Genomic DNA, 17,345 nt, shown 5'->3' with positions numbered 1-17,345 from the left:
GCAGGACCGCCGGCGGTCCGGCATATCCTGATCCTCCGTGGCCATCGGCTGACAAAGGAGTCCGAAGGTGCCGTCGATGCTCGATGCCGTCGTGGTGGGTGCGGGGCCGAACGGACTGACGGCCGCCGTGGAGCTGGCCCGCCGCGGCTTCTCCGTGGCCGTCTTCGAAGCGCGCGACACCGTCGGGGGAGGTGCCCGCACCGAGGAGCTGACCCTCCCGGGCTTCCGGCACGACCCGTGCTCGGCCGCGCACCCCCTGGGCATCAACTCGCCCGCCTTCCGCGCGATGCCCCTGGGCCGGTACGGACTGGAGTGGCTCCAGCCCGAACTGCCCATGGCGCACCCCTTCCTGGACGGCACGGCGGCGGTGCTGTCCCGGTCCGTGGCCGAGACGGCGGCCTCGTTCGGACCGCGCGACGCGGGCACGTACCGCAGACTCGTGGAGCCCTTCACCCACTCCTGGGACACGCTCGTGCAGGACTTCATGTCCCTGCCGCTCAGCGCGCTGCCCCGCGACCCGGTCACCCTGGCGCGCTTCGGTCTGGCCGGGCTGCCGCCCTCGACCTGGCTGATGCGCAGATTCCGCGACGAGCGGGCGAAGACGCTGTTCGCGGGGCTCGTCGGGCACGTCATGTCCCCGCTGGGCGGCTTCGCCACCGGTGCCGTCGGCCTCGTCTTCGCCCTGGCGGCGCACGCCCGCGGCTGGCCCGTCGCCCGCGGCGGCTCCCAGGCGATCTCCGACGCGCTCACCGCGTATCTGAAGGACCTGGGCGGCGCGGTCCACACCGACTACGAGGTCAAGCGCCTCGACGACCTGCCGCCCGCGCGCGCGTACGTCTTCGACACCTCGCCCACCGCGCTGAGCCGTATCGCGGGCTTCGGGCGGTACTACGAGCGGTACCGGTACGGGGCGGGCGTCTTCAAGATCGACTACGCGCTCGACGGACCGGTGCCGTGGACCGCGAAGGAGGCCCGCACGGCCGGCACGGTGCAGGTCGGCGCGGACCGCCACGAGATCGGGGCCGCCCTGCGCGCGGCCTCCCGGCAGGGGCGGACCTCCGACACGCCGTTCCTGATCACCGTGCAGCCCAGCGTCGTCGACCCGTCCCGCGCCCCGGCGGGCAAGCACGTGTTCTGGGCGTACGCCCATGTCCCGAGCGGCTGGACCGGAGACCTCACGGACACCGTCGAGCGCCAGCTCGAGCGGTTCGCGCCCGGCTTCCGCGACCGCGTCCTGGCCCGCGCCACGGCCGGCCCGCCCGAACTGGCCGCCCGCAACGCCAACTACGTGGGCGGCGACATCGGCTGCGGCGCGGCCTCGGGACTGCAACTGCTGCTGCGCCCCAAGCTGTCGCCGTTCCCGTACAACACCCCGCACCCGGCGGTGTTCATCTGCTCCTCGGCCACCCCGCCGGGCCCCGGCGTCCACGGCATGTCGGGACACAACGCGGCCAAGGCGGTCTGGCGGAGGCTGCGCCGGTGACCACCCTGGAGCTCGTACGGGGCGACATCACCCGGCAGAGCGTGGACGCGATCGTGAACGCGGCGAACTCCTCGCTGCTGGGCGGCGGAGGCGTGGACGGCGCCATCCACCGGCGCGGCGGCCCCGAGATCCTCGCCGAGTGCCGCAGGCTGCGCGCCGGGCACTACGGCAAGGGCCTGCGGACCGGTCAGGCCGTCGCCACCACCGCCGGCAGACTCGACGCGCGCTGGGTGATCCACACCGTCGGGCCGGTGTTCAGCCCGAGCGAGGACCGGGCCGAGCTGCTGGCCTCCTGCTACCGGGAATCCCTGCGGGTCGCCGACGAACTGGGCGCGCGGAGCGTCGCGTTCCCGGCCGTCTCCGCCGGGATCTACGGATGGCCGACGGCGGACGCCGCGCGTATCGCGGTCGGCACGGTGCGGCGCGCGCGGACACAGGTGGCCGAGGTCAGATTCGTGCTCTTCGACGAGCAGGCGTACGAGGCGTTCTCCGCCGCGCGCTCCGGCTGACCTGGCCTCAGGATCACACAGAGTCCGACAAGGTCATTGCTCTGATTGTGTTGGGGTCCTAGGGTTTTCTGTGCCCCACTAGGTGCCTTTGTCCTCAGCAGTCGCATTCTGGCCTGACATCACCTGCCGTATGTCAACCGCATCGATCAGCTTCGATCAGATCTGATACTCCCTCAGTTCGTGCATCCCGCTGTCGTACCGAGGAAGGCCACAGCATGCCGCACCCGCATCCCCACCCCCGCCTCCCGCAGCTCTCCCCTGTCAGCCGCCGCCGGCTTCTCGAGGGCGGAGCCGCCGTCCTCGGCGCGCTCGCCCTGCCCGCGTCGTCCCCCCTGGCCCACGCGGCCACCCGGCCGGTGGCGGCGGACGGCTCCCCGGAGTGGAACGGCGCCATCGACGTCTTCCAGGTGGGATCCGAGCCGCCGCACACCACCCTCACGCCGTACGCGGACGTCGGGCAGGCGCTGGCCGGCGACCGGGCCCGCTCGCCGTACCGGATGAGCCTCGACGGGAAGTGGCGGTTCGCCTACGTCGACCGCCCCGACGACCGGGACACCGACTTCTACCGCACCGACGTCGACGACAGCTCCTGGGACACCATCCCGGTCCCCTCCGCCTGGCAGCTGCACGGGTACGACTTCCCGATCTACATCAACATCACGTACCCCTACTGGGGTCCCAACGGCCAGGGCGAGGAGCCGCAGCCACCGGCCGCCCCGACCCGCTACAACCCGGTGGGCCAGTACAGACGTACCTTCACCGTCCCCGAGGGGTGGTCGGGGCGGCGGACGTTCCTGCACTTCGAAGGGGTCAAGTCCGCCCACTACGTGTGGATCAACGGAGAGCTCGTCGGCTACCGCGAGGATTCGTACACCCCCGCCGAGTACGACATCACCGAGCATCTCAAGCCCGGCACCAACCAGATCGCGGTGGAGGTCTACCGCTACTCGGACGGTGACTGGCTGGAGGACCAGGACATGATCCGGCTGAGCGGCATCTTCCGCTCGGTCCACCTGTACTCCACCCCGGCCGTGCACCTGCGCGACTTCAAGCTGGACACCCCGCTGAGCGACGGCTACCGAGCCGCCGAGCTGTCGGTCACCGCGAGCGTCCGCGACTACGGCGGCACGGACACGGGCGCAGGGGCGGGCGGCGGGGCTTCGTACTCCGTCGAGACCCAGCTCTACGACGCGCGCGGGCACGCCGTCTGGCCACGCCCGCTGCACCAGGCCGTCGACCTCGGCGGGGCCCCGGCGGGCGAGGACGTGACCGTGCGGGCCGCCAGGGCCGTGCCCGCGCCGAAGCTGTGGTCGGCCGAGGACCCGTACCTCTACACGGCCGTGCTGAGGCTGCGCGACCCGGCGGGCAAGGTCGTCGAGACGCTCTCGCACCGGGTCGGCCTGCGCGAGTTCGCGCTCACGGACGGGCTGATGCGCATCAACGGCCGGCCGGTCTCCCTGCGGGGCACCAACCGGCACGAGATGCACCCCGACCGGGGCACCGCGCTCACCCGCGCCGACCTGGTCCGGGACATCGAGATCGTGAAGCGGATGAACATCAACACCGTCCGCACCTCGCACTACCCCAACAACACCCTCTGGTACGAACTCGCCGACGAGTACGGCCTGTATCTCGTGGACGAGACCAACCTGGAGACCCACGGCATCCGGGACCAGTACCCGGGCGACCACGCCGACTGGAGCAGGGCGTGTGTGGCCCGCGCCCGGAACATGGTCCACCGCGACAAGAACCACGCCTCCGTCGTCATCTGGTCACTCGGCAACGAAGCCGGCGGCGGCAGCACCTTCGTCGCCATGCACGACTGGATCCGCTCGTACGACACCACCCGCGTCATCCAGTACGAGGGCGACGACCGGCCGGGGATCAGCGACATCCGCTCGGCGATGTACGAGAGCCCCGCGCGCATCGAGGCCCGCGCCGCGGACACCTCGGACACCCGCCCGTACGTCATGATCGAGTACGCCCACTCGATGGGGAACTCGACCGGCAACCTCAAGAAGTACTGGGACGTCATCCGCCGGCACGAGGTCCTGCAGGGCGGCTGGATCTGGGACTTCGTCGACCAGTCCCTGACCGAACCGACCCCGACCCGAGTCCTGTTCACCGAGTCAGGACCGGGCTCCGTGCACGGGGAGATCCAGGCGGGCAGCGCGACCTTCGACCGGAAGAACGGCCTCTCCGGCAGCACCGTCTTCGCCCGCGACACCGGCCTCGACATCACCGGCTCCCTGACGCTGGAGGCCTGGGTCACCCCGCACGTCACCGGCTACCACCAGCCGCTCGTCACCAAGGGCGACACGCAGTACGCCCTGAAGCAGACGAGCGAGAACCTGGAGTTCTTCATCCACAGCGACGGCGAGTGGATCAGCGCGACCTGGCCGCTCCCGGACGACTGGACCGGCGAGGAGCACCACATCGCGGGAGTCCTCGACACGGCGGCGGGCACGCTGACCCTCCATGTCGACGGCGCGGTCAGGGCCACCCGGAGCACCACCCGGCGGCCCTCCGTCAACACCGCGCCGCTCTCGCTCGCCACGGACGTCGACAACCCCACCCGGGAGTTCAGCGGCACCATCCGGCGGGCCCGCGTCTACGCCCGCGCCCTGTCCGCGGCCGAACTCGCGTCCGAGGGACGAGCCCCCGGCGACGACGGGGTGCGGTTCTGGTTCGACGCGGCGACCGTCCAGGTCACCGAGAAGCGCGCGAAGGAGCGCACGTACTTCGCGTACGGCGGCGACTGGGGCGACCACCCGAACGACGGCGCCTTCGTCGCGGACGGCATCGTCACCGCGGACCGCGCACACACCGGCAAGGCCGCGCAGGTCAAACAGATCTACCAGGCCGTCAACGCGGCCCCGGCGTCCGGGAAGACCCTCGCCGCCGGCGCGTCGGTCACCCTGACCAACGAGTATCTCTTCACGAACCTCCGTGAGTTCGACGGCAGTTGGGCCCTGGTCGCCGACGGCAAGGCCGTACAGCGCGGCAAGCTCAGCCGGGCCCAGCTGGACGTCCCGCCGCTCGGCAGCAAGGACGTCACTGTGCCGTTCAGGCTCCCGGCCACCCCGGCGCCCGGCACGGAGTACTTCCTGCACCTGTCCTTCACCCTCAAGGAACGCACGAAGTGGGCCAAGGCCGGCTTCGAGGTGGCCAAGCAGCAGCTCCCGGTCGACGCGGGCAGCCGGGCCGCGGCGCCCCTGCCCCTGGAGCGCGTGCCCGCCCTGCGCCACCAGGACGGCGAACGGTCCGTCACGGTGCGGGGGAAGGACTTCTCCGTCACCCTCGACAAGCGCACCGGCGTCATCACGTCGTACGAGTCCCGCGGCACCCGGCTGATCACCTCCGGGCCCGTGCCGAACTTCTGGCGGGCACCGACCGACAACGACCGGGGCAACAGCCAGCACCTGCGCAACCAGACCTGGCGCGACGCCGGGAGGCTGCGCGAGGTGACGGACGTCAGCGTCAGCGCCCTGCGCGACCGGGCCGTCCGGATCAAGGTCACCGGGACCCTGCCCACGACCACCGAGTCCACGTACACCACCACCTACACCGTCTTCGGCAACGGCGAGATCAAGGTCGACAACACCCTGCACCCGGGCGCCGCGAGCCTGCCCTACCTGCCGGAGGTCGGCACCCTGCTGTTCCTGCCGGGCCGCCTGGAGCACCTGCGCTACTACGGCCGCGGCCCCGAGGAGAACCACTGGGACCGCAACGACGGCACCGACGTCGGGCTGTACTCCGGGACCGTCTCCGAACAGTGGTCGCGCTACATCCGCCCGCAGGAGAACGGCAACAAGACCGACGTCCGCTGGGCCGCCCTGACCGACCGCGGCGGCGCCGGACTGCTCGTCTCCGGTGAACCGCTCATCGAGGTCAACGCCTCGCACTTCACTCCGGAGGACCTGTCGGTCGGCACGCGCCACGACTACCAGCTGACTCCGCGGGAGGAGGTCGTACTGCGCCTGAACCACCGGCAGATGGGCATCGGCGGTGACAACAGCTGGGGCGCGCACACGCACGACGAGTACAAGCTCTTCGCCGACCGGGACTACGCGTACACCTACCGGCTGCGCCCCCTGACCGACCTCGACGAGGCGATGGCGGCCTCCCGGCGGCCCACGGCGGGGGAGTTCTCCGGGTAGCGGCCGCGACACACCCACCTCACGGTCCCCGAAACCTTCGAGTTCGCGTACGCGGCGGACGTACTCTCACCCGAACCGGGGACGAACGGCGCGGGGCCGCACAGGTGGGGACATGATGCACCACGACGAACCGATCAGATCATTACCGGAGTTGCTGAGACACCATGCCGCCACGGCGGCGGACCGGATCGCGTTCTCGGACTCAGCGCGACGCGTGACGTACGGGGAACTGGAGCACCGCACCCGCAGGCTCGCCGCACACCTGGCGGGCGCGGGGCTCCGGCGCGGCGACCGGGTCGCGGTGGTGCTGGGCAGCCGCGTCGAGCTGGTGGAGAGCTGTCTGGCCGTCACCCGCGCGAGCGGGGTCGGCGTCCTGCTGAACCCCCGCTCCTCCGACGTCGAACTCGCCCGTCTGCTGACCGACAGCGGGGCGTCCGTGATCGTCACGGACGCGCCGAACCTGCCCCGACTGGCGCGCCTGGGTGCTGGGGTGGACCCACCGCGGGTACTGCTCACCGGGCCGGGGCCGGTGCCCGCGGACGCACCCGCCGGGACCGTGCTGTTCGACGAAGCCGTGGCCGGCGAAGGCGCGGCACCGGCACGTGACGACCTCGGCCTCGACGAACCGGCCTGGCTGCTCTACACCTCCGGAACCACCCATCGCCCCAAGGGAGTCGTGTCCACGCAGCGCGCCGCGCTCTGGTCGCCGACGGCCTGCTACGGGCCGGTCTTCGGCCTCTCGGCCGGTGACCGGCTGCTGTGGCCGCTCCCGTTGTTCCACAGCTTCGGGCACTCGCTCGCCGTACTGGGCGTCGTCGCCACCGGCGCGAGCGCGCACATCACGGGTGAACTACTGCCGCCAGGCGGGCTGTTGGGGGTGCTCGACGAGGCGCACCAGGGGCCCGAGGGGCCCTTCACGGTGCTGGCCGGGGTACCGGCGACCTACCACCGGCTGGTGTCGGAGGCGGGCGAGGCGAGCGAGGCCGGCCGACGCCCGCGCCCGCGCACGGGACTGCGGTGCTGTGTCGTCGCCGGTGCCCCGGGTCCGCCGGCGTTGCGGCACGAGGTCGAGGAGGCGCTCGGGGCGATGCTGCTGGACGGGTACGGCAGCACCGAGACCTGCGGGATGATCGCCGTGAACCGGCCGGAGGGCCCCCGGGTCGACGGTTCGTGCGGGCCCGAGGTGCCCGGCGTGGACGTACGGCTGGTCGATCCGCGCTCCGGGCACGACGTCGCGGACGGCGACGAGGGCGAGGTGTGGGTGCGCGGGCCGGGGCTCATGACCGGCTACCACCGTCAGCCCGAGGCGACCGAGGCCGTGCTGAAGGACGGCTGGTACCGCACGGGAGACCTGGCCCGGCGGGTCGAGCACGGCCACCTCGCCCTCACCGGCCGCGTCGGTGAACTGATCATCAGGGGCGGCGAGAACATCCACCCCACAGAGGTCGAACAGGCCCTGCTGAGCTGCCCCGGGGTGGCCGACGCCGTCGTGACCGGAGTCCCGCACGACGTCCTCGGCGAGGTGCCGGTGGCCTTCGTGGTGCCCGGCCCCGACGGACTCGACGCGCGGCGCGTCCTGCGGACGTGCCGGACACTCCTGTCCGAACACAAGGTGCCCACGGAGATCCATGAGATCGCCGCGGTGCCGCGTACGGCATCCGGCAAGATCCTCCGGCACGCCGTGGCGGGCCTCGCCCGGCCGACGCACGCGCCCGCCTCCACGTCCGCGCCCGCGCTGCGTGAGCGGCTGGCCGCCTTGTCGCCGGAGGAGGGCGAGGGGGTGGTCCGCGACCTCGTGCTCTCCGCGCTGACCGAGGCCGGCGGCGGGGAGCGGTCGTACGGGCGGCAGGACGGGGACCGCTCCTTCGCCGATCTGGGCCTCACCTCCCTGGGCGCCGTCACGCTGACCGACCTGCTGGGCGAGAGCGCCGGACTGCGCCTGTCGGCAACGCTTGTCTTCGACCACCCGACACCCGGCGAGGTGGCGCGCCACCTGCTGAGCGCGCTCTCGACGGCAGAGTCCGCTGAGCCGGCAGGAGCCGGCGCCGATGGTGTCGATGCCGGTGTCCCGGTCGCCGACGACCCCGTGGTCGTGGTCTCCATGGCCTGCCGTTACCCCGGGGACGTCGAGTCCCCCGAAGACCTGTGGCGACTGGTCTCCGAAGGCCGGGACGCCGTCTCGGACTTCCCGGCCGACCGAGGCTGGGACCTGGCGGCCCTGTACGACCCTGATCCGGACCGCCTCGGCACGTCCTACGCCCGTACCGGCGGATTCCTCCATGGGGCCACCGAGTTCGACGCCGGCCTGTTCGGCATCTCGCCGCGCGAGGCGCTGGCCATGGACCCGCAGCAGCGGCTGCTCCTGGAGACGTCCTGGGAGGTCTGGGAGCGCGCCGGGATCGACCCGGCGTCCCTGCGCGACAGCGACACCGGTGTGTTCGTCGGGGTGATGTACGGCGACTACGCCGACCGTCTGGGCACCGCGCCGCACGAGTTGGAGGCGCACCTGGGCCTGGGCTCGGCCGGCAGTGTCGCGTCCGGCCGGGTCGCCTACACGTACGGCCTGCGCGGTCCCGCGATCACCGTCGACACCGCGTGCTCGTCCTCCCTGGTGTCGCTGCACTGGGCGGCGCGGGCGCTGCGCTCGGGCGAGTGCTCGATGGCACTGGCGGGCGGGGTCACCGTGATGGCGACCCCGCGCTCGTTCACCATGTTCAGCAGGCAGCGCGGACTGTCGCCCGACGGCCGCTGCAAGTCGTTCTCCTCGTCGGCGGACGGCACCGGCTGGGGCGAGGGCGCCGGTCTCGTCCTCCTGGAGCGGCTGTCCGACGCCCGCCGCAACGGCCATCCCGTCCTCGCGGTGCTCCGGGGCTCCGCCGTCAACTCCGACGGGGCGTCCAACGGCCTCACCGCGCCCAACGGCCGGGCGCAGGAACGGCTCATCGCGCGGGCGCTCGCCGACGCCGGACTCCGCGCGGCTGACGTGGACGCGGTGGAGGGGCACGGCACCGGCACCACACTGGGCGACCCGATCGAGGCGGGCGCGCTGCTGGCCACGTACGGGCAGGGGCGTTCACCGGAGCGGCCACCGCTCTGGCTGGGCTCGGTGAAGTCCAACCTCGGACACACCCAGGCGGCGGCGGGGGTCGCCGGAGTCATCAAGATGGTGCAGGCCATGCGGCACGGGCGGCTGCCCGCGACCCTGCACGCCGAGACACCGTCACCGCACGTGGACTGGTCCGCCGGCCGGGTGGAACTGCTGACGGCGGCCCGGCCCTGGGAGCCGTCGGACCGGCCCCGCAGGGCGGGCGTGTCGGCCTTCGGGATAGGCGGGACCAACGCCCACGTGATCCTGGAGGAGGCCCCGGCCCCGCCCCCGGACCGCCGGCAGCCCGGGAACACCGCGTCGCCCTCGCTGCCCTGGCTGCTCTCCGGAGCCGACGAGTCCGCGCTGCGTGCCCAGGCCCGGCGACTGGCGGCCCAGGTGGCGGCCCGGCCCGGTCTCTCGCCCGTGGACTCGGCCGACATCGCCTACTCGCTCGCCGTGACGAGGCCGGCGCTCGCACACCGGGCCGCGGTGCCCGGGGGCGAGCGCGCGCTGCCCGCGCTCCGGGCGCTCGCCCGCGGCGACGGCGACCGGCACACCGTACGGGGTGTCGCCGAGCCGGGGATCCGCACGGCGTTCCTGTTCACCGGCCAGGGCGCCCAACGCGCCCGTATGGGACAGGACTTGAGCGAGTCCTTTCCCGTGTTCGCCGCCGCCTTCGACCAGGTGTGCGAGGCTCTCGACGGCGGTCTCGAACGGCCGCTGCGGTCCGTGGTGTTCGCCGAGGACGGCTCGCCCGACGCCCTGTTGCTCGACCGCACGGACTTCACTCAGGCCGCGTTGTTCGCCTTCGAGGTGGCGCTGTTCCGGCTGCTCGAATCCTGGGGCGTACGGCCTGAGTTCCTGGCCGGGCACTCGATCGGGGAACTGGTCGCGGCACACGTGGCCGGGGTGCTGGACCTGCCCGACGCGGCCCAACTCGTCGTGGCCCGCGGCCTGTTGATGCAAGCCCTGCCGACAGGCGGGGTGATGGTCGCGCTGGACGCCTCCGAGGCCGAGGTCGCTCCCGTACTGACCGCCCTCGCCGGCACGGACCTGGTCGCGATCGCCTCGGTCAACGGCCCGCGTTCCGTGGTGATCTCGGGTGCCCGGGACGCCGTACTCGCCGTCGCGGACAGGTTCGGCGAGCGCGGGCGCGGATCCACCCGGCTCCGGGTGAGCCATGCCTTCCACTCGCCGCTGGTGGAACCGATGCTGGACGAGTTCCGCCGCGTCGCCCGGCGGCTGACGTACCGGCGGCCCCGGATCCCGGTCGTCTCGACCGTGTCGGGCCGCCCGGCCGACACCGAGTCCGGTGAGCTCCGCTCGGCGGAGTACTGGGTACGGCACGCCCGGCTGCCGGTGCGCTTCGCGGACGCCGTGCGGTACCTCGACGAGGAGGAGCAGGTCGGGACCTTCCTGGAACTGGGCCCAGCGCCCGTCCTCACCGCGGCGGCCGAGGAGGTGCTGTCGTCGTCCGGCACGGAGGGCAGGGGCAGGCGGGCCGAGTGCGTCGCGGCCGTAGGGCCCGTGACGGGGCGGTCCGGCTCGCCGGAATCCGAGTCACTGCTCCACGCCGTGGCCCGTCTGCACGTGCGCGGTACGGGTGTCGACCGGGCCGCGGTGTTCACGGGCCCGGGAGTGCGGCGCGTGGAGCTGCCGACGTACGCCTTCCAGCGGCGCCGGTACTGGCTGGACGCACCCCGGCCCGCCGGACCCTCGGCTGCCGACGGCCCCGGGCATCCGCTGCTCGGCCCGGCGTTCACGGTGCCGGACACGGACCGGACGGTGCTGGCGGGCCGGCTCTCCACGGACGCGCAGCCCTGGCTCGGCGATCACCTGATCGCCGGGAAGGTGGTGGTCCCCGCGACGGCCTTCGTGGAGATGGCCGTACGCGCGGGCGACGAGGTCGGTTGTGACCTCCTGGAGGAACTCGTCGTCGTGGCACCGCTCGTGCTGCCCGACAGGACCGGTGTACGGGTCCAGGTCGTGGTCGGTCCTGAGAACGACTCCGGCGGACGTCCGGTCGACCTCTACTCGCGCCCGGAGAGGGCGACGGGGGAGGGCTGGACCCGGCATGTCACGGGGGTGCTCGGCAGGGCGCCCTCGGCGGCGGACCCGCCGGACGGCGACCTGGAGGTGTGGCCGCCCGAAGGTGCCGTCGCGATCGAACTGGCCGACGCGTACGAGTCGTTGGCCGACGGGGGAGTCGGGTACGGGCCCGCGTTCCAGGGCGTCGGCGCCCTGTGGCGGCGGGGCACGGAACTCTTCGCGGAGGTCCGGCTGCCCGAGGAGGAGGTGTCGGGCGCGGCGCGGTTCGGCATGCATCCGGCGCTGCTGGACGCGGCGGTGCACAGCATGTTGCTGGCCGAGCCAGGCACGGGTGCCGACCGTGGCTCCGACTCCGACTCCGACTCCGGCTCCGGCTCCGGCTCCGGTCTGGGGCTCGTGCGGCTGCCGTTCGTGTGGAGCGGGGTGCGGCTGTACGCCGAAGGGGCGGTCGCGGCGAGGGCGCGGCTGACGCCGACGGGACCCGGAGCGGTCACGGTGACGCTCGCCGACACGGCGGGGAAGCCGCTGGCCGTGGTGGGTTCACTGGTCACCCGGGAGGTGCCCGGCGGAGCCCCGGACGACACCGACGAGGTGGTGCGACGGGCGTTGCTGCGCCTCGACTGGCGACCCCGCGCCCTTCCCGCCGACCTGCCCGACGACGACACCGGCGGCGGGACATGGACACTGCTGGGCCAGGAGGGCTCGGAGAGTTCGGACGGCTCGGACGAACTGAACATCGGGGCGCACATCCCGGTGGCGGCGGCTGCGGGGACGGCCCGGTCGGCCACGGACGTCGTGGTCCTCACGGCCCTCACCTCCACGGCCGACCCCGGTCCGGTGGCCGCCACGCACCGGCTGACCGGCACGGTCCTGGAGGCGCTGCGGAACTGGCAGCGCGAGCCGGGACCGGCGGCGGCACGGCTGCTCGTGGTGACCCGGGACGCCACCGCACCGGACCCGGACCTCGCGGGCGCCGCCGTGTGGGGACTGGTGCGCACGGCCCAGTCGGAGACGACGCCGGGCCGTATCGTCCTGGCCGATGTGGACGGGCGCCCCGAGTCGTTACGGCTGCTCCCCGCGGCCCTCGCCACCGGCGAGCCCCAACTCCGCATCAGGGCAGGCCGGTTGACCGTCCCCCGGCTGACCCGCGGCGCCGTGGAACCGCACGGGACCGGCACGTTCGGTGCGGGCGGCACCGTGCTCGTCACCGGCGGCACCGGGGCACTGGGCGCCGAACTGGCCCGGCATCTGGTCACCGAGCACGGGGTGCGGCATCTGCTGCTCACCGGACGACGCGGCCCACAGGCGCCGGGCGCCGAGCAACTGCGCACGGAATTGGCGGAGTTGGGTGCGGCGGTGCGGGTCGTGGCCTGCGACGCGGCCGACCGCACCGCGTTGGCGGCGCTGATCGCCCGGTGCGACCCCCCGCTGAACGCCGTGGTGCACGCGGCCGGCGTGCTCGACGACGGCGTACTGGACTCGCTGACACCGGAGCGGATGGCGGCGGTGCTGCGGCCCAAGGTGGACGCCGCCTGGCACCTTCACGAGCTGACCCGCGAGCTGGACCTCTCGGCGTTCGTCCTGTTCTCCTCGGCGTCGGGGCTGCTCGGCCGGCCAGGACAGGGCAACTACGCGGCGGCGAACTCCTTCCTGGACGCGCTCGCCCACCACCGTGCCTCGCTCGGGCTGCCCGCCGTCTCCCTCGCGTGGGGGCCGTGGGGGCACGGCGACGGCATGGCGGCCCGGCTCCCTGACACCGCTGCGCTCCGGACGGCGCCGGGTGGGCCCGACCTGGTCCGGGCCCTGTCCCTCGCGCAGGGCATGGCTCTGTTCGACGCGGCGCCGGGTGACGGTGAGCCCGTACTGGCCCCGCTTCTCCTGGACCGGAGCACGCCCCGGTCCGCCGGCGTGCCGGTGCCTCCGTTGCTGCGGGAACTGGTCCGCGGCGCCCGCCCGGCAGCAGCCGCGTCCCATTCCGGAGCGGGAGCGGGAGCGGGAGCCGGAGCCGGAGCCGGGAGTGCGGCTGAGGCTCGGGCACAGGGCGCGTGGCGCGAGCAGTTGGCGCTGCTGCCGGGGGAGGAACGGGCGACCGCGCTGGAGAAGCTGTTGCGTGAGGCGGTCGCCGTGGTCCTCGGGTATCCCGACGGCGACACGCTGCCGACCGGAAGACCCCTGGCCGACCTCGGCTTCGACTCCCTGATGGCGGTCCAGATCCGCAACAGGCTGACCGTGGCCACAGGGCTGCGACTGCCCGCCTCGGTGGTGTTCGAGCACGCCACGACGGACGCGCTCGCCCGCCACCTGCTCGGCCTGCTCGCCGCCGACCTGTCCGACGACGAGAGCGCGACCGGGACCGCGACCGGGACCGCGGCCGAGACCGGGACCGGGACCGGTACCGAGACCGAGGCCACGGTCCGGCCCCCGCAGACGCTCGCCGCGCTCTACCGCGCGCTCTGCGCCAAGGGCGAGGAGGCGGCCGGCATGCACATGCTGGTCTCCGCCTCCCTGGCCCTGCCGACGTTCACGGCGGCCGGGAGCGAGGCCCACGCGCTGCCCCCGCTCCGCCGGGCCGAGGGCCTCCGTGACCGTCCGGTGCTCGTCTTTCTCGCCGGGCAGCACCCGCCCTTCACCGTCCCCGGCGGGGAGTTCGGGGACTTTCACCGCTCCTTCGAGGGCGAACTGGACGTCCTGGAACTCGTCCACCCGGGCCTCGGCGGGGGCGAAGCAGTCCCCGCCGACCGTGCGGCGTTCGCCCACACGCACGCCGAGACGGTGCTGCGGCAGGTCGGCGACCGGCCCTTCGTACTCGTCGGGGCGTCCACGGGCGGGGCCTTCGCCCACGCGGTGACCCGGCGGCTCGAAGAAGTCGGCAGGCCACCGGCGGGTCAGGCGCTGCTGGACACCTACCTGATCGACGAGGCCACCAGCCGGAAGGACTGGCTGCTGGCCCTGCCCGCCACCGTCGCGCCCCGCCTGTACGAGGACGCCGGCGCCGCGGCCATGGGTGCGTACGCCCGGATCTTCATGAACTGGGACCCGGAACCGGTCGACACCCCGACCCTGCTGGTCCGGGCCTCGCAGCCCACGCCCCGGATGGCGGCGGACCCCGGCGCCGAGGACTGGCGCACCCGGTGGCCGCTGCCGCACGAGGAGGTGGAGGTGCCGGGTGACCATCTGACCCTGCTCCAGGAGCACGCGCGAACGACGGCGTCCGCGGTCCGCGCCTGGATCAGGTCGGTGAGCCAGGCCGGTGAGACCGGTCGGTGAGGCATGGGGTGAGGCGGCGCGGTGCGTCAGGCAGATGTCGGATTCCCGCCAGCCATCGCCATGACCAAGGGTGATGCTGGGAGACATGCAGAACGGGATGCACACCGAGTCGGAGCGCTGTGTGCGGGCTGTCCAGTCGAAGGACGCCCGCTTCGACGGATGGTTCTTCACGGCGGTCCTGACCACACGGATCTACTGCCGGCCCAGCTGCCCCGTCGTGCCGCCGAAGCCGGAGAACATGACGTTCTACCCGAGCGCGGCCGCCTGCCAGCAGGCCGGTTTCCGGGCGTGCAAGCGGTGCCGCCCCGACACCAGCCCCGGCTCGCCCGAGTGGAACCAGCGGGCCGACCTGGTGGCCCGTGCGATGCGGCTGATCGGCGACGGGATCGTGGACCGCGAGGGAGTGCCGGGCCTCGCGACCCGCCTCGGGTACAGCACCCGGCAGATCGAACGCCAGCTCCTCGCCGAACTGGGCGCGGGACCGCTCGCCCTGGCCCGTGCCCAGCGTGCCCGGACCGCGCGCCTGCTCATCGAGACGACACCGCTGCCGATGGCGCAGATCGCCTTCGCCGCGGGCTTCTCCTCGATCCGCACCTTCAACGACACGGTCCGCGAGGTCTTCGCCCTGGCGCCGAGCGAACTGCGCACCCGGGCCCCCAGGAACGGCACCGGCTCCACCGGCACACCGGGGGTGCTGGACGTCCGGCTCCCCTTCCGCGCCCCGCTCAACCCGGACAACCTCTTCGGCCACCTCGTCGCCACCGCCGTACCCGGCGTGGAGGAGTGGCGCGACGGCGCGTACCGGCGCACCCTGCGGCTGCCGTACGGCCACGGTGTCGTCGCGCTCACGCCGAGGCCCGATCACATCGGCTGCCGGCTCGCCCTCGGTGACCTGCGCGACCTGACCGTCGCCATCAGCCGCTGCCGCCGCATGCTCGACCTGGACGCCGATCCGGTCGCGGTCGACGACCAGTTGCGTACGGACCCGGTGCTGGCGCCGCTCGTCGACAAGGCGCCGGGCCGTCGAGTGCCCCGTACGGTCGACGAGGCCGAGTTCGCGGTACGGGCCGTGCTGGGCCAGCAGGTGTCCACGGCCGCCGCCCGTACGCACGCGGCACGCCTGGTCACGGCTCACGGGGAGCCGATCGACGACCCCGGGGGCGGTCTCACCCACCTCTTCCCGTCCGTCGGCTCCCTGGCGGCCCTGGACCCCGGGGCGCTGGCCATGCCGGTCAGCCGCCGGACCACCCTCACCACACTCGTCGGCCGGCTGGCGGACGGCACCCTCAACCTGGGGGTCGAGGGCGACTGGGCGGAGATCAGGGCACAGCTGCTGGCCCTGCCCGGGTTCGGCCCCTGGACCGTGGAGGTCATCGCGATGCGCGCCCTCGGCGACCCCGACGCCTTCCCGGTCACCGACCTCGGAGTCCGGTACGCGGCAAAGGAGTTGGACCTTCCCGCCACCCCCGCCGCCCTGACGGCGCGCGCCGCGGACTGGCGGCCCTGGCGCGCGTACGCCGTCCAGTACCTGTGGGCGACGGGCACGCACCCGGTCAACTTCCTCCCCGAACAAGCCTGAACGAGAACGAGAAGGACCTAGTGAGTGAGAAGGACCTAGTGAGTGAGAACGACACAGTGAGCGAGAAGGACGCAGTGAAACAGCACACCGTCATCGACAGCCCGTACGGCCCGCTCACGCTCGTCGCCACCGACGGCGTCCTCTCCGGGCTCTACATGACCGACCAGCGCCACCGCCCGCCCGAGGAGACCTTCGGCCGGCCGGACGACACGCCCTTCTCCGAAGCGGCCGAGGAGCTACAGGCCTATTTCGCGGGCGAGTTGAAGGACTTCTCCGTGCGACTCCACCTGCACGGCACCGCGTTCCAGCGCTCGGTCTGGGAACAGCTGCGGAAGATCCCGTACGGCGAGACCCGTTCGTACGGTGAACTCGCGGACGCCCTCGGCAATCCGAAGGCGTCACGAGCGGTGGGCCTCGCCAACGGCAAGAACCCGCTGGGCATCATCGTGCCCTGCCACCGCGTGGTGGGCGCGGACGGCAGCCTGACGGGATACGGCGGCGGTCTGCACCGCAAGCAGCGACTGCTGGACTTCGAGCGGGGAGCGGCGGACGCGGCACTGTTCTGACGGTCAGGGGTACGAAAGGTCAGTGGACCCGGTGGCCGTTCTCCAGCTCGGCCGTTCCCGTTCCCTGCGTGAGCACGTCCAGGGCGGCGGTCACGCGGCGGCCCAGGGAGCCCGGCATGTACTGGGGCACGTCCTCGCGCGGGACCAGCCGCCAGGACAGCAGCTCCGACTCCTGGAGGCGGATCGACGTGAACTGCTCGTCCGACAGCACTCCACCGTCGTACAGGTACGCCACGATCGGCGGCCGCGCGGTGCCCGGCACCCAGTCCACCGCGAGCAGCCTGCCGAGCTCCAGGTCCAGGCCGATCTCCTCCAGCGTCTCCCGGTGGGCACCCTGCCGCGGGGTCTCGCCCAGGTCCGACTCGACGGTTCCGCCGGGCAGCGCCCAGCCCTCGCGGTAGTTGGGCTCGACGACCAGGACACGGCCCTCGGTGTCACGGAGGAGCGCGGCGGCGCCGACGAGCACACGGGGGAGGCCCGCGATGTAGGTGTCGTAGTCAAGGGTCGTCATCAGGGCAGCCTAGCGAGATCGACCGGGTGGCCCGCGCGGTCGTCACCCTCCCGACGGACGTACACCGCGTGTGTCGAGTCCCTGCCGCTGTCCGGGTCCTGAGAACCGCCCTGGGCAGCGGCACCCTCCTGCG

General features: G+C 73.1%; 7 protein-coding genes. 6 read left to right on the top strand and 1 reads right to left on the bottom strand.

The features are described 5' to 3' along the window. Positions 1-76 precede the first annotated feature (76 nt). From ACLVWQ_RS22040 to ACLVWQ_RS22015, 6 genes are all read left to right on the top strand, one after another. On the top strand, positions 77-1,483 hold the full coding sequence (locus ACLVWQ_RS22040; RefSeq protein ID WP_414110815.1) for a phytoene desaturase family protein: 1,407 nt from the start codon (positions 77-79) through the stop codon (positions 1,481-1,483). Next, positions 1,480-1,992, top strand: a complete 513-nt coding sequence (locus tag ACLVWQ_RS22035; RefSeq protein WP_414110814.1) for an O-acetyl-ADP-ribose deacetylase — start codon at positions 1,480-1,482, stop codon at positions 1,990-1,992. Before ACLVWQ_RS22040 ends, ACLVWQ_RS22035 begins: the two co-directional genes overlap by 4 nt. A 215-nt stretch (positions 1,993-2,207) precedes the next feature. Next, positions 2,208-6,152 (top strand): glycoside hydrolase family 2 TIM barrel-domain containing protein, encoded by a 3,945-nt coding sequence (locus tag ACLVWQ_RS22030; RefSeq protein ID WP_414110813.1) that lies wholly within the window; start codon positions 2,208-2,210, stop codon positions 6,150-6,152. A gap of 115 nt (positions 6,153-6,267) precedes the next feature. Further along, positions 6,268-14,556 carry a type I polyketide synthase gene (locus ACLVWQ_RS22025; protein WP_414110857.1) on the top strand — a complete coding sequence of 2,763 codons (8,289 nt, stop codon included), beginning with the start codon at positions 6,268-6,270 and terminating at the stop codon, positions 14,554-14,556. An 85-nt stretch (positions 14,557-14,641) separates the two neighbouring features. After that, the gene (locus ACLVWQ_RS22020; protein WP_414110811.1) at positions 14,642-16,135 is read left to right on the top strand and encodes a DNA-3-methyladenine glycosylase 2 family protein; all 1,494 of its coding nucleotides are present in this window, start codon (positions 14,642-14,644) and stop codon (positions 16,133-16,135) included. Between the two features lie 74 nt (positions 16,136-16,209). Next, complete coding sequence (locus ACLVWQ_RS22015; protein WP_414110810.1) at positions 16,210-16,701, top strand: methylated-DNA--[protein]-cysteine S-methyltransferase; 492 nt, start codon at positions 16,210-16,212, stop codon at positions 16,699-16,701. Between the two features lie 19 nt (positions 16,702-16,720). On the opposite strand, the gene ACLVWQ_RS22010 is transcribed toward ACLVWQ_RS22015, so the two are convergent. Next, positions 16,721-17,212 carry an NUDIX domain-containing protein gene (locus tag ACLVWQ_RS22010; protein WP_414110809.1) on the bottom strand — a complete coding sequence of 164 codons (492 nt, stop codon included), beginning with the start codon at positions 17,210-17,212 and terminating at the stop codon, positions 16,721-16,723. Between the last annotated feature and the right edge of the window lie 133 nt (positions 17,213-17,345).

The sequence above is a fragment of the Streptomyces sp. CWNU-52B genome (assembly GCF_047444975.1).
Classification (GTDB): Bacteria; Actinomycetota; Actinomycetes; order Streptomycetales; family Streptomycetaceae; genus Streptomyces.
The sequence above is the reverse complement of the archived record's forward strand: the minus strand, read 5'-3'. Positions and strand labels throughout refer to the sequence as shown.

What these genes read in the sequence shown, in the direction of transcription:
- ACLVWQ_RS22040 (WP_414110815.1), top strand. Translation starts at nt 77, where the DNA reads ATGCTCGATGCCGTCGTGGTGGGTGCGGGGCCGAACGGACTGACGGCC.
- ACLVWQ_RS22010 (WP_414110809.1), bottom strand. Translation starts at nt 17,212, where the DNA reads ATGACGACCCTTGACTACGACACCTACATCGCGGGCCTCCCCCGTGTG.
- ACLVWQ_RS22020 (WP_414110811.1), top strand. Translation starts at nt 14,642, where the DNA reads ATGCAGAACGGGATGCACACCGAGTCGGAGCGCTGTGTGCGGGCTGTC.
- ACLVWQ_RS22025 (WP_414110857.1), top strand. Translation starts at nt 6,268, where the DNA reads ATGCACCACGACGAACCGATCAGATCATTACCGGAGTTGCTGAGACAC.
- ACLVWQ_RS22030 (WP_414110813.1), top strand. Translation starts at nt 2,208, where the DNA reads ATGCCGCACCCGCATCCCCACCCCCGCCTCCCGCAGCTCTCCCCTGTC.